The 17,161-nt window shown below is 65.5% G+C and carries 15 protein-coding genes; 1 reads left to right on the top strand and 14 read right to left on the bottom strand.

The genetic code is table 11. The features are described from left to right. Nucleotides 1-10 precede the first annotated feature (10 nt). From FRC98_RS03000 to FRC98_RS02935, 14 genes are all read right to left on the bottom strand, one after another. Nucleotides 11-622, bottom strand: a complete 612-nt coding sequence (locus tag FRC98_RS03000) for an MlaC/ttg2D family ABC transporter substrate-binding protein (protein ID WP_230467213.1) — start codon at nt 620-622, stop codon at nt 11-13. A gap of 106 nt (nt 623-728) precedes the next feature. Next, the gene (locus tag FRC98_RS02995) at nt 729-2,225 is read right to left on the bottom strand and encodes a TolC family protein (RefSeq protein ID WP_146979805.1); all 1,497 of its coding nucleotides are present in this window, start codon (nt 2,223-2,225) and stop codon (nt 729-731) included. A 4-nt stretch (nt 2,226-2,229) separates the two neighbouring features. Then, complete coding sequence (gene sppA, locus FRC98_RS02990; RefSeq protein ID WP_146979804.1) at nt 2,230-3,117, bottom strand: signal peptide peptidase SppA; 888 nt, start codon at nt 3,115-3,117, stop codon at nt 2,230-2,232. A 111-nt stretch (nt 3,118-3,228) separates the two neighbouring features. Continuing rightward, the gene (locus FRC98_RS02985) at nt 3,229-5,013 is read right to left on the bottom strand and encodes a complex I subunit 5 family protein (RefSeq protein WP_146979803.1); all 1,785 of its coding nucleotides are present in this window, start codon (nt 5,011-5,013) and stop codon (nt 3,229-3,231) included. Nucleotides 5,014-5,015: 2 nt separating this feature from the next. Then, nucleotides 5,016-6,491 carry a complex I subunit 5 family protein gene (locus FRC98_RS02980; protein WP_370469234.1) on the bottom strand — a complete coding sequence of 492 codons (1,476 nt, stop codon included), beginning with the start codon at nt 6,489-6,491 and terminating at the stop codon, nt 5,016-5,018. 41 nt (nt 6,492-6,532) lie between these two features. Continuing rightward, the gene (locus FRC98_RS02975) at nt 6,533-8,044 is read right to left on the bottom strand and encodes a complex I subunit 5 family protein (protein ID WP_230467212.1); all 1,512 of its coding nucleotides are present in this window, start codon (nt 8,042-8,044) and stop codon (nt 6,533-6,535) included. Further along, complete coding sequence (locus FRC98_RS02970; protein WP_146979801.1) at nt 8,041-8,346, bottom strand: NADH-quinone oxidoreductase subunit K; 306 nt, start codon at nt 8,344-8,346, stop codon at nt 8,041-8,043. The genes FRC98_RS02975 and FRC98_RS02970 overlap by 4 nt, the downstream gene beginning before the upstream one ends. Then, the gene (locus FRC98_RS02965; RefSeq protein WP_146979800.1) at nt 8,343-9,047 is read right to left on the bottom strand and encodes an MnhB domain-containing protein; all 705 of its coding nucleotides are present in this window, start codon (nt 9,045-9,047) and stop codon (nt 8,343-8,345) included. Before FRC98_RS02965 ends, FRC98_RS02970 begins: the two co-directional genes overlap by 4 nt. Continuing rightward, nucleotides 9,025-9,297 carry a Na(+)/H(+) antiporter subunit B gene (locus tag FRC98_RS02960; RefSeq protein ID WP_230467211.1) on the bottom strand — a complete coding sequence of 91 codons (273 nt, stop codon included), beginning with the start codon at nt 9,295-9,297 and terminating at the stop codon, nt 9,025-9,027. The genes FRC98_RS02965 and FRC98_RS02960 overlap by 23 nt, the downstream gene beginning before the upstream one ends. Further along, a complete protein-coding gene (gene mnhG, locus FRC98_RS02955; protein WP_146979798.1) occupies nt 9,294-9,605 on the bottom strand; it encodes a monovalent cation/H(+) antiporter subunit G in 312 nt (103 codons plus the stop codon). The genes FRC98_RS02960 and mnhG overlap by 4 nt, the downstream gene beginning before the upstream one ends. 7 nt (nt 9,606-9,612) lie before the next feature. Continuing rightward, complete coding sequence (locus tag FRC98_RS02950; protein ID WP_146979797.1) at nt 9,613-9,867, bottom strand: MrpF/PhaF family protein; 255 nt, start codon at nt 9,865-9,867, stop codon at nt 9,613-9,615. Then, nucleotides 9,864-10,349 (bottom strand): Na+/H+ antiporter subunit E, encoded by a 486-nt coding sequence (locus tag FRC98_RS02945; protein ID WP_146979796.1) that lies wholly within the window; start codon nt 10,347-10,349, stop codon nt 9,864-9,866. The genes FRC98_RS02950 and FRC98_RS02945 overlap by 4 nt, the downstream gene beginning before the upstream one ends. 25 nt (nt 10,350-10,374) lie before the next feature. Continuing rightward, nucleotides 10,375-11,940: a cation:proton antiporter gene (locus FRC98_RS02940; protein WP_230467210.1), complete on the bottom strand. Its 1,566-nt coding sequence runs from the start codon at nt 11,938-11,940 to the stop codon at nt 10,375-10,377. Beyond that, nucleotides 11,933-13,594 (bottom strand): cation:proton antiporter, encoded by a 1,662-nt coding sequence (locus tag FRC98_RS02935; protein WP_146979794.1) that lies wholly within the window; start codon nt 13,592-13,594, stop codon nt 11,933-11,935. Before FRC98_RS02935 ends, FRC98_RS02940 begins: the two co-directional genes overlap by 8 nt. Nucleotides 13,595-13,878: 284 nt before the next feature. Between FRC98_RS02935 and FRC98_RS02930 the strand changes: the two genes are divergently transcribed. Next, nucleotides 13,879-16,989, top strand: coding sequence for a fibronectin type III domain-containing protein (locus FRC98_RS02930; RefSeq protein WP_146979793.1), 3,111 nt, complete (start codon nt 13,879-13,881; stop codon nt 16,987-16,989). Nucleotides 16,990-17,161 lie beyond the last annotated feature (172 nt).

Here is a 17,161-nt window from a genome sequence, read left to right as displayed (position 1 = left end):
AGACTGAGGCTCAGTCTTTTTCCATCTCTTCGATGCGCTCGCGCATCAGACGAATCAGCTCGCCCCAGCCCTCATCTTCGATGATCGGGACATAGCCTTCGCGGTAGGTCTCTTCCAGGCTGATGTCGTCAATGACAAGGTCGTAAATGCGCCAGGACTCGCCATCTTGATAGAGGCGATAGACCACCGGATAGGTCTTGCCCTCACGGGTCACCTCGCCACGCACGAAGGCGCGCGATCCGCGGGTGCGCTCATCGCCAAAGGTGATGGTGTAATCTTCGTTGAGCGTGCGACCGCTGAGCTTGTCCTGGTAGTTGGCCTGCAGCATGCGCTGGAGCAGGTCCAGAAACTCCGCGCGCTCCTCCGGGGTGCGCGCCTCCCAGTGCTCGCCGAAGGCCTGTGAGGCCAGATAGGCAAAGTCCAGGGTCTCGTTGAGCTCGCGGGTCAGCTCGGCGTTGCGCGCCTCGCTGTCGGGCTTCTCAAGCACCTTCGCGATCGCCGAGGTGCGCTCTTCAACCACCTCAGCCGGCGCATCGGCCCAGGCGTTGAGGCTCAAAAGTGCCAACGCCGCGCCGGCGCTCAGTCCTGCAACCAGTCGTTTGATGGACGTGTGGGTCTTCATACGTCGTGCTCCTGCAAAGTCGGTCATTTTGTGCGACGCATCTGGCCGCGCTCATCACTAAGACAGCGGGCCGGCGGTCTTCATTCAACACAGCGCATGAGAAAGTTCAGTTGGTGGCAGGCTGCCCGCCCAGATCGGAGAGCCTGTCGAGGGAGGGCGCGCCGATAGCGCGAGCAAGGCGCGCGCGGGCATCCAGGTAGCTGTGTGCCGATTCGAGCACCGCGACCTGCGCTTCATAATATGCGCGCAGCGGATCGAGGGCGTCGCGCATATCGGTGGCCTCACTGAGCTCCTGCGTCAGCCCGTACTGGTTTCGCCAGCGGCGGGCGGCGTCGAGTCGGCGCTGCTCAATATGCAGACGCTCGCGGGCGTCCGCGGCGGTGCGCCAGGCCTGCTCCACCTCCAGAGCGACCGCGCCGCGGGCGCGGCGCGCCTGTGCCTTAAGCTCGGCGAGCTTCGCGTCGGCCTCACCGACCTTGCCGCGCTGCTGGGCAAAGTCGAAGTTCCAGCGCAGCCCCAACGCCACACCAAAGGTCAGTGAGTTCAGCGGGTTTGAGTAAGGTCGCGTCCACAGCGTGTCGACGTTCACACAGGGCTCGCCCGACGCCGCCCGACGGCAGACGCGCTGCAGAGCCGGTGACTCCGTGGACCAGGCAAACCCGAAGTCGGCCGCCGCAAAGACGTTGGGCAAAAAGTCGCGACGCGCCATCGTGCTCTGCAGCTCACGGGCGCGGATCGCCCCGGCGAGCTTTTTGAGATCGGGGCGATTGGCCTCCGCAAAACTCTGGCAGGCCTGAAGGCTGGCGAGCGGCATATCCGCCTGCGCCGGATCCAGCGGCGGCACGCTCAGGGGCTGGTCCACCTCGGTGATATAACGCAGCGCAGACTCGCTCAGATCACGAAGGCGCGCGTTATCGAGCACCATCGTGTCGAGCTCCGCTTTGAAGATCTGAAGGCGTCGCAGATCTTCGGTGGAGAAGTCCGCTTCACCGAAGTCGCGCGCATCTTCCATGTCGCGCAGGGTCTGATTGACCAGCGCCTCTCCCTCGGTCAGCAGGCTGCCGAAGGCTTCGGCGAGCTGGCGTCCGAAGAAGGCCTGGCGAGCGCGGAGAAGTTGGGTCTCTACAGCCTCAGCCGCCTGAATCTCGGCCACGTCCACCCCGACCTCCGCGAGCTCCTGAGCCAGCCCAATGCGGCCAAACGTATAGACGGGCACAATCACCCGTGCCGTCTGCCGCACCAGCGGGCCGAGGTTGAGGGCGAGGATCTCGTCGAGGTTTTCGTCGATGCGGGAGGGGTCGGCGTTGGCGGGAACAGGAGCCACCAGGGTCTGCGCTTCGAGCTTTGGCCACCAGGCGCGATCGGCGCGGTACGACTGCCAGCGGGCGTGATCTCGCCGGGCCTGCTGCTCGGCCTGAAGGTCGTCGCTGCGGCGCGCGCGCGCCTCCACCTCATCGAGCGTCAGCAGCAGAGCGTCGTCTGCGCCCTGCCCTTCGGCCGAGGTTTCCGGCGTATCTTCGGCCCGTGCGGCAGGCGCGCTGGCGACGAGTGAGACTCCGATGATCAGCGCGAGCGCACCGGCGGAAAGTCGTGTGCAAGGCATGGGCTTACCGCGGGCCGGTGTAGAGGAGCTGAACGCGCGGAGCGGCCTCGGCCCGGGCGGCCTCGGCGGTTGAGCGCACGCCGGCGCTCATCAGCTCCTGCACAAAGCTCATGCTCTCTTCCGGCGGGTAGACCACGGGCGGATCTTCCAGCCCGACTTCGGCAGCGAGATAATCGATGGTGTCCTGCAGGGTGCCGATTTCGTCGACGAGCTTATTGGCCTTGGCCTGACGGCCCGTGTAGACGCGCCCGTCGGCCAGGCGACGCACCGTGGCCTCATCGAGCTCGCGACAGGCGGCGACGTCTTCGACAAACTGATTGTGGATGTCGTTGACCATCTCGGCGAACACGGCCTCATCCTGGGGCAAAAACTCCCGGAAAGGAGAGCCGGAGTCTTTGAACTCACCACTCTTGATGGTGTTCACCTCAAGGTCGACGCGGTTGATGATCCCTTCGACGTTGAAAAACTGCGTGATCACCCCGATCGAGCCGGTGAGCGTGCCGTTGTTGGCAAAGATCGTGTCGGCGCCGCAGGCGATGTAATAGCCGCCGCTGGCGGCGGTCGCGCCCATCGAGATGGCGACCGGCTTGACCTCTTTAAGATCTTTGACCGCCTCGTAGATCTCCTGAGAGGGGGCGACCGCGCCGCCCGGGGAGTTCACGCGCACCACAACGGCCTTGATGTTGTCGTCTTTCTGGAAGCGGCGGATGTCTTCGATGGTATCCTTCGCGTCCATAATCGTGCCTTCGACCTCCACCACACCGATGCTCTCGCCGGGGCCGCTGAAGCCCTCGGGGGAGAACGCGGTGATGAGCACCGCGATAAAGACCATCAAGCCGAAGAAGAGCGCGCCAAAGATGGCGACCAGGGTAATAATTCCACGTTTCTTCATGCGTCATCCTCAGAAGTTACGCCGAGAGCACGGCGAGGAGCCGGCGGCGCGATCATTCGACCTCAATCGGGCCTCTCATACCACGGAGGGCGCCCAGATCGAAACATGACGCTACGCGTTGAGCCAGATCGCCGCGGCGAGCATGAGGGCAAGCGCCAGCGCGAGCCACTCGCCGGAGAGCCACCTGGCGAGAAGCTCGTAGCGAGCTCCGGGCGTGGATTTTACGCGCAGCTCAATCGCGTTGAGGCGATCGCCCAGGCGCGCCAGCCCGCGCGTCCAGTAGCGCTCCAGAAGCGCGCTGAGGCGATTAAGCCATCGAAGTCCGTAGAGCCCCAGCGCGACAGTCGGAGTGAGGAGGTCACCGGGCGCAACGCGCCCCACGCCGCGGTGCACAAAGGTGTTGGAGATGCCCAGCATCACCCAGGCCAGCGCCGCGACGATGAGCAGAGGCCACAGCGCGGACCAGACCGAGGTCAGCGTCTGAATGCCGCCAATCCACGCAGCAGGAAGCGCCGGAGGCACAAGCGCCAGCGCCCAGATCGAACCGGTGGCCAGACACACCCAGGCGGCAAACCCCACAGCCGAGAGCGATCGGGAATCGGCCTTATTGCGGGCGCGCCACATGACGATGAGAAAGCGCGCCATCAGCACGCCGGTGGCCAGCGCCCCGGCAACGAGCCAGGCGTCGAGCAAGGCGGTGGGCAGTCTCACTTCGTCGAGGTGCGAGACGCTCTTGAGCGCGTATTTGGCCAGCGCGCCGCTGGTCAGCGGGGCACCGCAAAGCGCGACGGCGGGCAAAAGTACGAGCGCGGCGCTGACGATGGTGCGGGCCCGAGAGCTCGATGTGGCCTGTCGGGGTGCGGCGTCCACGCTCAAAAAGAGCGCCCCTTTGGCGAGCCCGTGGTGCACCACAAAGACGACGATCGCGAGCAGCGCGGTGGGGTAGGTCGAAGGCCAGCGCGCCGCGATTCCGACCAGCAAGGCGACGTAGCCCATCTGGCTGATGCTGGAGTAGGCGAGGATGGTCTTGGGCTTTGTTTGCATCAGCCCGATGATGACAGCGCCAAAGGTGCTCAGCGCGCCCAGCCCAACGGCGATCGCGCCCAGGGTGGGAAGCTCGATGAGGCCCAGGGGCAAAAAGCGCAGCCAACCGAGCACGCCGGCTTTGATCATCGCGGCGCTGAGCACGGCGCTGGCAGCGGTGGGAGCGGCCGGGTGGGCCAGAGGCAGCCAGACATGCAGGGGAACAAGACCAGCCTTGACTCCGAAGGCGCCAAAGATCAGCGCCGTCGCCAGAGGTGCAACGCCCTCGGAGGTTGCCAGGGCCTGGCGAATTTCAGCCAACTCCCAGGTATCGGCCATCGACCAGGCCAGCACCGCGCCCGCCCACAACGCCAGCTCGGCGGCGACGGTGAGAACCAGATAGACACGGCCCGCCCGCCAGGCCGAGACGCTCATCGCGTGCGCTACCAGCCCGTAGGCCGCGTAACTCATCAGCGCAAAGCCGGACATAAAGCTGATCATGTCGAGCGCGCCGATCAGCAGGAAGTTGCCCGCCATCGCGCCAAAGAAGAAGACGCCAAAACGACGCAGGTTTCCCTCCGGGGCCATCGTGGCGCCGGCGTAGAGCGCCGCCATCGACCACACAATCGCACTGACCGCCAGAAAGGCCATCGACGTGGCGTCGAGACCAGAACGCGCGTCGAGCAAGAGCGTGGGCACCTGGCCCTCTTTTGCGCCCACCACGAAAAGACTCGCGATCGCCGGTGCCCCCCACAGGGGACCGGCCAGCAGCGCACGTCTCGCCACTCCCAGCGCCGAGAAGAGCGCCCCGAGCAAAGGAAAGGCCAGCGCGAGAATAAGGCCCACCACCTTCATCTCCACCATGGTTTCCATGGCTACATTCCCCCTGCCCCGGACGCCGGACCGGGATAGATGCGCGCCACTAACAGCTCCACCCAGGAGAGCGGGCTCCAGGTGCTGCTCGCCGCCAGCCCCATCGCGATGACAAAGAGCGCGGTGATCACCGGCGGCAGCAGCAGGCTCAGGTGGGTCTCAAAGCGTTCGGCTTCACTCTCCCGCGGCCAGGGACGGAGCGGTTCCTGGAAGTAGGCCCGAAACACCACCGGCAAAAAGTAGGCCGCGTTAAGCGCGCTGGAGATTGCAAGCACGGCCAGCGCCCAGGGCGATCCGCTTGCCGCAGCGCCCGTGCCCAGTGACCATTTGGAGATAAAGCCCGCCAGCGGCGGCACCCCGATCATCCCCAGCGCGCCGACCGTAAAGGCGGCCATCGTCCAGGGCATGCGGCGGGCCACCCCACGGGTCTGGGAGATGCGATGAATCCCCAGCGTTTCCGCCAGGTTACCGGCGCAAAAGAAGAGCGTGATCTTCATCACTCCCTGGTGCACCAGGTGCACGATGCCCCCGACGCTGGCCAGCGGCCCGCCCAGCCCCACGCCGAGAATGATGTAGGCGACCTGACTGACCGTCGAATAGGCCAGCATGCGCTTGAGTTTGTCCTGGGAGAGCGCCCGCAACGAGGCATAGATGATGGTGATCGACGCCCAGATTGCCAGGCCCGTTCCCAACCCCAGATCGCGCACAAAGGTGATGCCGTATACGTCGTACACAAGGCGCACGATGCCGTAGGCGCCGGCCTTGACCACGGCGACCGCGTGCAGAAGCGCGCTGACCGGGGCCGGCGCGACCATGGCGACCGGCAACCAGCCGTGCAGGGGCACCAGAGCCGCCTTCACCCCCAGCGACGCCACCATCACCCAGAAGAGGATCGTCAGCGCCTGGCGATGATCTTCAAAATGGGTGGCCAACGCCCCTCCCTCCATAAAGTCGAAGGGCCCCACCACGGCGTGCATCCACACGACGGCAACCATCAAGACGGTGCCCCCGGTGAGCGTGTATGCGAGATAGATTTTGCCGGCGCGCAGCGCCTCACGGGTGCCGCGATGCACCACCAGCGGGTAGGTCGCCAGGGTGAGCAGCTCGTAGAAGAGTACAAAGGTGAAGAGGTTGCCGGAGAGCGCGATCCCGGTGGTCGCGCTGACGCATACGCTGAAAAAGCCGAAGAAGCGGCTACGCCCTGGCGAGCGCTCCAGATAGCCGATGGCGTAGATGGTGGTGATCAGCCAGAGCACCGCCGAGAGCACCACAAAGAGCATCGGAAGGGCCGAGGCGTGAAGCACAAGGTCAAAGCCGGGCATCAGCGGAAAGCGCGTCTCGTAGAGCTGCCCGCGGTAGACGCCGAGCACCATCGCGGCGATGAGGGCGAGCTTGGTCAGCGCGCCCAGAACGTTGAGGGTAGTGCGGGTGATGACCTGATCTTCACGAAGCAAAAAGATCGCCAGCCCCGGGATCATGGAGCTGAGCACAACCGCCAGCGGTAGCCAGAAAAGGACGCTCAAGGGGTGACTCCTTCGGCCAAACTCTGACCGAAGGGCAGGCCCACCTCCAGAAGTGCCAGCGGAGCGCCGGCGGCCAGTCCCAACGCCACCGCGACCGCCCCCAGCGCCAACGCCGCCCACCCCAGCGTGGAGGGGATCGGACGCAGCGGAGGTGCCCCCTCCCGCGGCGCGCGCTCAAAGGCCAACGCCAGCACCCGAAAAACATACGCCGCCGCCAGAAGCCCTCCCAACGCCACCGCCACAACGACGATCACATCTCCGGTCGCTGCCGCCGACGTGATGAACAACCATTTGCTGACATAGCCGCCGCTGGGGGGTAACCCCATCAGGCTAATTCCTCCCAGGCCGAATGCGAAGAATGGAAGCGCAAGCTGTGCCCCCACCCCGCGCATCTCTTCGATCTGGTCATGCCCCACGGCCCGCGCGATCGCCCCGGCGGCCAGAAACATCGCTCCCTTGGCGCAGGCGTGCGAGATCGCAAAATACGCCCCGGCCTGCCACCCCGCGCTCCCGTCGGCCCGCGGACCTAACCCGAACACCAGAAAAAGATACCCCACCTGAGCGACCGTCGAGTACGCCACCAGCATCTTTAAGCGCTCCTGCCGCAGCGCCCGCCAGCTGCCCCAGATCACCGCGACCAGCCCCAGAATCATCAATATCTCCCCCACCGGCTGGCTCACCTCCGGGGGAAACACGACCACCCACAATCGCACCAGGATGTAGAACGTGACCTTGATCACCAGCGCTGAGAGCAGCGCACTCACCGGCGCCGGCGCATCAGCGTGCGCCGGCGGCAGCCAGAAATGCAGGGGAAAGAGCGCCGTCTTCAGCGCCAGTCCCACCACCATCACCACCAGCGCCGCCTGGCTGAGCGCGCCCACCACCAGCATCTCACCGGCCTGAAAGAGCGCCAGCGTCCCTCCCTCGCTGTAAATCAACACCACGCCCAGCAAATAGAGGAGCGAGCCGCTCAAGGTCACAAAGAGATAGCGCATCGCCGCGGGCAGCGCGCGCCCCCCGGCCAGCGCCACAAGCGCGACAGCCCCCAGCCCCACCACTTCCAGGGTGACGTAGAGGTTGAACAGGTCGGCAGAAGCAAACACCGCATTGATCGCCGCCCACACCACGAGCCAGATCCGCCAGAAGTAGGCCTCGCGCCGAAGATCAATCTCCCGGCGCTCCGAGTCGGCCGCTCCATCGGCGGCCCGAAAGTAAGCTACCGCGTAAACGCTGATGACCAGGCCGACCACCGCCGTCATCGCGATCATCAAGGCCGAGAGACCGTCGACCCACAGCTCAATACCCGCCGGCGCCCCCCATCCACCCAGGCGCTCGCGACGTGGCCCTGCCACTGCGACCGCAACCACAAGTCCCAACGCTGAAGTCGCGCTCACGAGCGCTGCCCCCATCCCCCACAGCGCAGCATAGCGACGCGGCCACAATGACACGAAGAGAGCCCCGAGCAGGGGCACCCAGATCGCGGCGCTGATCAGCGGAAGCGAGCTCAAAGCGGCCCCCTCTCTCCCACAGATTGCTGGCTCCGATGCTCATAGATGTGCTGAATCAACGCCAGCCCCAACGCCGTCGCGCTCACTGCAACCACAATCCCGGTAAGCACCATCGCCTGAGGCACCGCGTCCGGCACACCGTCCACGCGTCGTGCACCTCCGATGAGCATCATAAAGACGCCTGTACTCAAGACGTTGACTCCCATCATCCGACGAACCAGATGACGTCGCACCACCCAGGCAAATAACCCCACCGACACCAGCCCGGCTCCGGCGACCACATAGATCTCCGATGGAATCATCCCTCCTCCGAGCGCACGGATGCAGCCCCATGAAGGCGCTCTCGCCCCCCCGCAAACAGCCCGATCAGGACAAACGCGATGGTCGCCGCGCCGGCCACCTCAATCGCCACGATCCATCGCCCCGCTTCCTCCGCCGGGTAACTCCAGAGTTCGTGCCCCTCTATCGCACCTAGCGCTCCGACGACCCCGGCGATCATAAAAACCACCACCCCGGCAACCACCAGCACCTTGCGCACCACCCGACGCCCCGTCCCCGGAACCCGCTCGCCAATCAGCAACGTGAGCACGCCGGTTGCGCCCAGCACCGCACCGCTGGCGAACTCCCCGCCCGGACGGCTGGTTCCCGCCCACAACAGATAGATCCCCAGCAACCAGAGCACCGGCAGCATGCCTCCCACCGTCCGTAACAAGATCGGATCGGTCTCGCGCTCGGGCACGCGGGTGTGCATCGGCCGCAACGACCACGCCCCCCAGAACGCCACCACCAGCACGACCACCTCTAGCATGGTGTCGTAGGCCCGAAAGTTCAGAAGCACCGCAGTGACCAGGCTGCTGACCCCGCTCTCCTCCAGCCGGTCTCGCACGAGATGACCCGCGGCGGGCCCTAGAGATCGGCGACGCATCGCGCCAAGCGCGACCAGGGCTCCCAGCCCCAGACTCGCCAGGGCCACCCCCGTCTCAAACGCCCGTCTCGTCTTCATCTGCCCCCCCTTCGCCCCGCCCCTGCTCCAGATACCCCAGCGTGTTCAGAAACAACGCACCGGTCACCCCGGCTCCCACCGCAACCTCCACCATCGCCAGATCTGCCGCCCCCAGACGCACCCAGGCCACCGCCACCACAACCCCCAGCGTCACAAAGAGGACCACCGATTTAAAAAGATCCGCCTGCGATACCGCCCCCACCGCAAGCACCCACAGCGTCAACGTGAGCACGACATCGAAGACAATCACGGCTCCCCCCCATCCTCCTGCTTTACCCCCTGGCGATAGGCCTCCCGCGCCACCAGATGGCAGGAGACCGTCCCGGCGATCATCACGAAGATCCAGGTCAACACCAGCTTGAGAACCGGCTGCCATCCCGGCGCCTTGAGGCTCAACCCGAGGACCACCAAACCCATCCCCAGATTGTCGGCCTTGGTCAACGCATGAAGGCGAGTATACACGTCGGGAAAGCGCAGCATCCCCACCGAACCGGCCACAAAGAAGAGCGCCCCGATCATCATCAGCACCAACGCCAGCACCGCCCTCACCCCCTCCATCGCCCCCTCACTCCGGGCTCGATGCCCGCTCAGTGCGCTCCACAAATGCCACCACCGTGACCGCCGCCAGCGACGCAAACACCAGCGCTACGTCGACCAACAACCAGTCATTCAGCATCGCAGCCAGCACCAGCACGGTAGCCGCCCCCGAGCTTCCGAAGAGCTGCGCGCCCATCATTCGGTCCGCGCCGCTGGGGCCAAGCCAGATCCTTACGATCGCCGCCGAAAAACTCCCCATCACCAATGCAACCACCACGATCATCGCCCCTCCCTGCCCGGACCGCCAAACATCTGTTCGACGTGCGCCTCCAGCTCCTGCAGCTGCGCCTCAACAGGCGCGCGCAAATCGATGGCATGCACCATCACCGAGTGCCCCACCAACCGCACACTGAGCGTGCCCGGCAAGAGGCTGATGATGTTGGCGAAAAACACCGCCGGCGCCCCCCCAGCCTCAAAGCGAATCGGATACTCCAGAAAGCCCGGATGAAGTCGCATCTGCGGGCTCAACGCCCGCCACGCCACATCGACGCCCCCCTGCAACGAGGCGCGCACAAAATAAAACAAAAACGCGACAAGCCCCTTCACACTCAGTGCATGGGATTCCGCCGGCACCCGGCGTGCTGCCATGATCGCGGCGCACATGACCGCCGGCGCCCCAAACCACCATGACGCAGGCTTGTCGCCGGCCCACACCCACCACAAAACCCCGAAAAGCACCACGCGCCAGAACACGCCTCCCACCATCGTCCCCCCCTCGCCACCATCGTCGTCAGGATGACGCCTCGCCCGAGTTCAAGCTCTCAAACCACGCCATCACCCGGCGACTCGACGCCCGGGAGTAGTTCACCGTATGCGCCCCCACCGCCTCACACGCGCTCACCTGGGAGTCGTCCATCAGATTCACCCAGATGGGCGTCTCCTCGCCAACACGTTCGGCGACCTGCTCCACATGCGAGAGCCTGCCCGTGGTGATGAACACCGCGCGCGCCCCCCCGAGATTCAGAGCGTCCAACGCCCGCGGATCGTCAGCATCACCCCAGACCACCTGATAGCCGCGCTCCCTCAGATTCGAGACCTCCCCGGGATCATAATCCAGCCCCACGGCTTGCATCTGCGCGGCCTGAATCTTCTCCATCAACATCGCGCCGGCAACCCCCAGGCCAATCACCACCACATGATCCTCGCGATCAGTGCTCCCCTCCACCGCCCGCGGCCGCGGATGCAACCGCATCCCCAGGCGCACCAGCCCCCGTCCTGAAATCCAGGGCGTCAGACCAATGGTCACCACCGTCACAAGCGTAATAATCGTCAACGTCCCCTCGCTGAGTTGACCGCTGGTGACCCCTTGCAGCGCCACCACCAGCGAAAACTCGCTGGTCTGTGCCAGCAATAGCCCCGCCTCCACCGCCCCGCGCGTTGTAAATCCGGCGCGTTCCGCCACAAGCACGACCACCACCGGGGTCACCACCCACAAGAGCACCACCAGCCCCAGCCCCACCCGCAGCTCCTCCGGCGAAGGCACCACCAGAAACGCCCCCAGCGCCACAAAGAAGAGCGCCATAAAAAAGTCGATCAGCGGTCCGATCAACCCCCGCACCAGCGCATTGGTCGGAAACGATGAGAGCGCCAGCCCCGCGGCGAAAGCACCCACAATAATCGGCACGCTGACAAGCGATGCCAGCCCCAACATCGCAAAGAGCGTGGCGACGACAATCAGCAACCCGATCTCATCATCATCTTCATAACGATCGATCAACCGCGGCAGCACCTGCCAGTAGAGCAACGCTGCAAGCCCCATCACAAGCGTCCCTCCTCCTACGCGCTGCAGCACCACCGCCGGCCCCTCGGCAAGCCCCGAGACGATGACCAGCCCCAGAATGATCAGCACGTCCTGCAGCAGCAACACCCCGATGAGCATCCGTCCCAGCGGCTCAAAAATCTGGCGCCGCTGACGCAACAGCCGCACCACCACAAGCGTTGAGCTCGCCGCAACCGCCAGCGCCACATAGAGCGACTCCTCCACACTCTGACCGCCCAGCCACAACACCACCATCGCCAGCCCGCCGAGCAAGACAAACTGCGCAAGACCCACCCGCCACACCGCCCCCACCTGCTCGCGCACCCGCGACGGCGCCATCTCCAACCCCGCGGTGAACACCAGAAAGGTCAGCCCCATCTCCAGCATCGCACCGACCACCTCACGGTCATCGAGCAAGCCGGTGAGCGAAAAGAGCAGCCCCGCCACGATCAGCAGCGGCATCACCGGGATGCGCAACCCTCGCCCCAGCCCGAAAGCCACCGCAGCCCCAAAGACAATCACCGCCACTTCAATCATGCGCAGACCCCTGCCCGTTTCCATTCTCCAACAACGAGGCTTTCAAACGCTCCCACTCTTGCTCCACCGCATCGGCACGGGGCGTGATCAGATAGTCGACTCCCAGCGCCTCAAGCTCGCTGATGAGCGCCCCGTCAAACGCATGAATCGCCACCGGAACCCCCGCCCGCCGGGCCTTCAGCGCCACCACCCGATTGGTATCATCGATATGCAGCGCGCTGATGATCGCGCGGGCATGCGCAAGCCCGGCCTCCTCCAGCACCGGACCGTGCTCCACGTTGCCCAGGATCGTCTCCGCCGGAAGATCTTGCAGTTTGGCCACGTCGGTATCGATCGCCACCACCTGCTCGCCACACCCCTCCAGATAACGCACAAGCTCTCTGCCCAGCGGGTTCATCCCCACGATGATCACGTGATCGCGCGCCCCCTCCTTGCGCACCTCCTCCTCGGGATTCGTGTACGCCCCGAAGATCCGCAACCACCCCCTCTTGTGCAGCCACGCATAGAGCGGATCGCTGTACTGGATGAACATCGAGGAGAGCGCGATCGTCAGCAGCCCCACAACCGCCACAATCGAGAGCACCTCCTCACCGATCAACTTCGCCGAGAGCGCCATCGAGGCAAAAATAAACCCGAACTCACTGATCTGAGCCAGCGACACCGCCGTGCGAAAGGTTGTGCCTTCCCCATACCCACTTCGGCTGACCGTCACCATGAAGATCAGGAACTTCCCGATCATCACAAAAGCCGAGAGCACCAGCGCCACCCCCAGCCCCTGCCGCGCCGAGCCCAGGTCCACCTGCAAGCCCAACGTCACAAAAAAGATCGCGATGAAGAAGCTCATCAGCGGGTGCACTCGCCGCTTAAGCTCCTCGCTGTAAGGCAACTGCGCCAGACTCAGCCCGGCCAGAAACGCCCCGATCTCCAGACTCAAGTCGAGCACATAACTCACGAGCACGAACACAAAGAACCAGCCCAGACTCCACATAAAGAGCGTCTCGGCCGACCGCGCCGCCCACCCCATCGGTCGAGGCAACACCCAACGCGAGGCCGCCAGCGCCGCGATCATCAGCATCGCCGTACCGCCCAGCGCAAAGCCCACGCTCGAGAGCAGCGCACCGGCCCCAACATCTCCGCCCCCCTCTGACACGCCGGCAAGCACCGTGAGCGCGAGCACCACGACGATATCCTGCACCAGCAAGATCCCCACCGCGATCCGCCCGTAGAGCGCGTCGAGCTCCCCCTTATGATCGACGAGTTTGACCACCACCACCGTGCTGCTAAACGTTACCGCAATGCCCAGCAACAACGCCTGCATCGGCTCGTATCCCAGCGCGTAGCTAATGCCAAAGCCGCCCGCCGCCGACAGCCCCACCTGCGTCAGGCCCGCCACTGCGGCGACCTTTCCCACGTCCCGGATCTTTTCCAGACTGAGCTCAAGCCCCACCACAAAGAGCAGCAGCGCGATGCCCACCTCCCCGATCAGCTCTACGGCGTGCGTCACCTCCAGCAGCCCGAAGACCGGCCCCAGCAGAAGTCCTGTCACAATGTACGCGACAATCGAGGGCACCCGCAGGCGATCCGCCAGCAACACCACCAGGGTCGAGGCGCAGATAATCCACCCCAGATTCTCCATAAACCCGGGTTCCATCATCGCCACACCTCGCCGCCCCGCCGCCACCCGGGCGTACTTCCCCGCGCTACCCTCATCGACACATCCATAGTCTCTCGCATCCCATCATCAGAACTTCCTACAGCTAAGCGCCCCTAAGAGTGCGCACACCACCGCCGCATTCAACGCCGCAGCACGCGCTCGGGCGCAACGCGTCGACACTCGTTTCTATTTGTACTAGGCTCAACCCTGATCGTGATATCGCTTTATGTTTGCCGCGCTCCAGACCGGACGCGACGCCCCAAATCTCGGCAGGAGACCTCGCAATGACCCCACGCTTCTCCATCTTCGCGCGCGCCGCCCTCACCCTGAGCGCAGCGGCGAGCTTGTTAGGCTGTGAGCCTCAGTTCAACGACCAGGTCTGTGAGATCGACCAGGACTGCTTCCCCGATGAAGCGTGCCAGGCCGGTGTCTGTGTGCTGCGCACCGAGCTCCCCGATGTCGGCCCTGACGCCGACCTCAACGCCTGCGGCGGCATCCAGGTGCTGGAGAACGATCCGGGCGATCCCTGCGGCCCCTGCAACCTCGACCAGTACCAGTGCGAAGGCGCCGAGCTGGTCTGCTCGGGCGAGACCCCCTGCCCGGAAACCGACGTCATCACCACAACCCCCACCGCTATCACCGCCGATGGCGCGCAACTTAATGGCGAGCTGGCTGAGCTTCCCGTCGAGGGCATCAGCGAGCTGGGCTTCTGCTGGTCCGCGACCGAGGAGAGCCCCACGCTCGACAACGCCGACTGCATGGCCATTGAGACCGCTCTCAGCGCCCCTGGCGAGTTTTCCTTGAGCGTTGAAGGTCTCAACCCGGGCACCAGCTACAACGTGTCCACCTACTTCATCGACGGCGACGCCGACTCGGGCTACGGCAACACCCTGGCCTTCATCACCCTGGCCCCCTCGCCGGCCAACGTCACCGCCACCGTCGACGGCGACGTCATCACCCTGAGCTGGGATGAGGCCGCGGGCATCGTCGAGTACGAGGTTCTGCGCGACGGCACCTCCATCGCCGTGGTCAGTGAGACGACCTACGCCGACGAAGACGCCCCCGCCGGCACCCTCTCCGGCTACGAAGACCTCGCTGCAACCCAGGGCACTGAGACCGGCGGCGTTCGCCTGACCTGGTCCGCCGCAACCGGTAGCGCCGGCGATGAGCTCAGCTACGAGATCATCGCCTCGTACCCCGACGCCGACAGCGATCCTTCGGATGCCGTCACCGCGCAACTTCCCGCACCCACGCCGACCTCCTACGAAGTTCAGATCGACGACGGCACCTGGATCGATGTGGGCCTTGTTACCGACTACCTGGACGAAGACGCCCCCGAAGGCACCATCACCGCCGGCACCACCGAGGTGAGCGCTGGCGACTTTGCCGATCGCGTCGAGCTGAGCATCAGCGGCAGCACCACGGCAGATGGCCAGCCGCGCCAGTACCGCGTCCGCGCTCTGGCCGACGCCAACGCCGGCGCTCCCAGCCCCCAGGTCTCGGGTTTCCGCGGCACCGAAGACCTCACCTACCAGTGGCAGCGCACAAGCTCCGACCAGGATCAGGAAGGCGACTACCAGGACATCAGCGGCGCCACCTCGGCGACCTACAGCGACTTCGACGCCCCGGCAACCGGTGAGACGCGCTTCTACCGCGTGGTCTTAAGCGCTCCGGGTGCCCCCTCGGTCACCACGCCGGGCCAGGCCGGCTACCGCGCTTTCGGCGCCCAGGTCACCCTGGTCGACATCACCGGTGTGGGCATCAGCGCCGCCACCATCAACGCCAACGTCACCGGTCTGGGCGATCCGGCCGCCACCGAGCACGGCATCTGCATCAGCACCCAGGCCGGCGTCGAGTACCCGGCCGCCGGCGCTACCGACTGCACCCTGCGCGGCGCTCCCACCGCCACCGGCACATTCACCGAAACCTTCTCCGACCTCGACCCGGCCACGACCTACTTCGTGCGCGCCTTCATCGTGAACGCCACCGGCACCTCCTACTCCGGTGAGTTGTCCTTCACCACCGACCCGGCCATCCCCACGCCGCCCACCAACCTGACCGCCTCGACCAACGACACCGATCTCGTCGCGCTGAGCTGGAGCGCCGTCGCCGGCGCCGACGGCTACCGCGTCTACCGCGACGGCACCGAGATCGCTGAAGTCACCGACGGCTCGCAGACCACCTTCGACGACACCACCGCCACCGAGGGCACCCTCGGCGCTCCGAGCGGCCTCACCGCCTCCTCCACCAACGCCGCCCAGGTCGACCTTAGCTGGAGCGCTGCCTCGGCCTCCGCCGGCACCAGCGCCTCCTACACCGTGCGCGCCTTCAACGTCTCTGGCGAGAGTTCCGACAGCAACGCCGCCACCGGCTCGCGCGCCGCTCCCGAGATCACCGGCTACGAGATCTTCCGCAACGGCGCCTCACTCGACTCCGTGGGCGTGGTCACCTCCTACGCCGACGCCTCTGCCGACGCCGGCACCCCCGGCGCTCCGAGCGGCCTCACCGCCTCCTCCACCAACGCCGCCCAGGTCGACCTCTCCTGGAGCGCCGCCACAGGCAACGCCGGAACTACTTACTCCTACACCGTCCGCGCCCTGAGCGACGTCGGCCCCTCGGCCGAGTCCAATGAGGCCACCGGCTCGCGTGCCGCTCCCGCCGTCACCGGCTACGAGATCTTCCGCGACGGCGCCTCACTCGACTCCGTGGGCGACGTCACCTCCTACGCCGACACCTCTGCGGCCCCCGGAACCATCGACGCTGTCGCCGATCTGAGCGCCTCGAATTCCAACCCCGACCAGGTTGACCTTAGCTGGACGCCCCCCGCTACCAGCGCCGGCACCGCATACAACTACACTGTGCGCGCCCTGACCAATGACGGATCCTCCGACGCGTCCAACGAAGCCACCGGCTCACGCGCCGCTCCCACCATCACCGGCTACGACATCTTCGACGCCAGCGATGACTCCCAGATCGGCTCGTCGGCCTCCGCCGGCTCGACAGCGATTCCCGCCAACGCGCCCACCTACACCTTCGACCCGATCGACGGCACCTACGACGCGGTCAACAACGACATGGCGCTCACCATCACCAACGGCACCCCCGTCGACGGTGCGCCCATCACCGTCTACGTCATCGCCCGCGGCGAGAGCGGCATCGACGCCTCGGCCTCGGCCGACGCCACCGGGTTCCGCCCCGCGACCTCCCTCTCCTTCACCTGGGAGCGCGCCAGCCTGGCCGCCGACCCGGTTGTCTGGGAGACCTTCGGCGCCGCAAACGCCGCCAGCGTTACCGACGCCGACGTCGACGCGTCCAAGCTCACCTACCGCGTCCGCGTCGACATCGGCACCACAGTCACCGTCGAGGTTCCCGAGGAGACCCTCACCATCCCCTGAGCGCATTCCGCACTCTTAACAGCTGTTAAGTTTGAAGCCGCGCCCGCCCCGGGCGCGGCTTTCATTCTTTTTGAACGTTGCGCTGGCGCCCATTGTGAAATCTTGTAAAATACTGCAATCGCCCCGCGCCCGAAGTTATCCCCGGTGTTATAGTTCCGCCGCGATAACGTCT

The sequence above is a fragment of the Lujinxingia vulgaris genome (assembly GCF_007997015.1).
Lineage (GTDB): Bacteria > Myxococcota_A > Bradymonadia > Bradymonadales > Bradymonadaceae > Lujinxingia > Lujinxingia vulgaris.
Note: the sequence above shows the minus strand (reverse complement) of the source record. Positions and strands in the feature narration are given on the sequence as shown.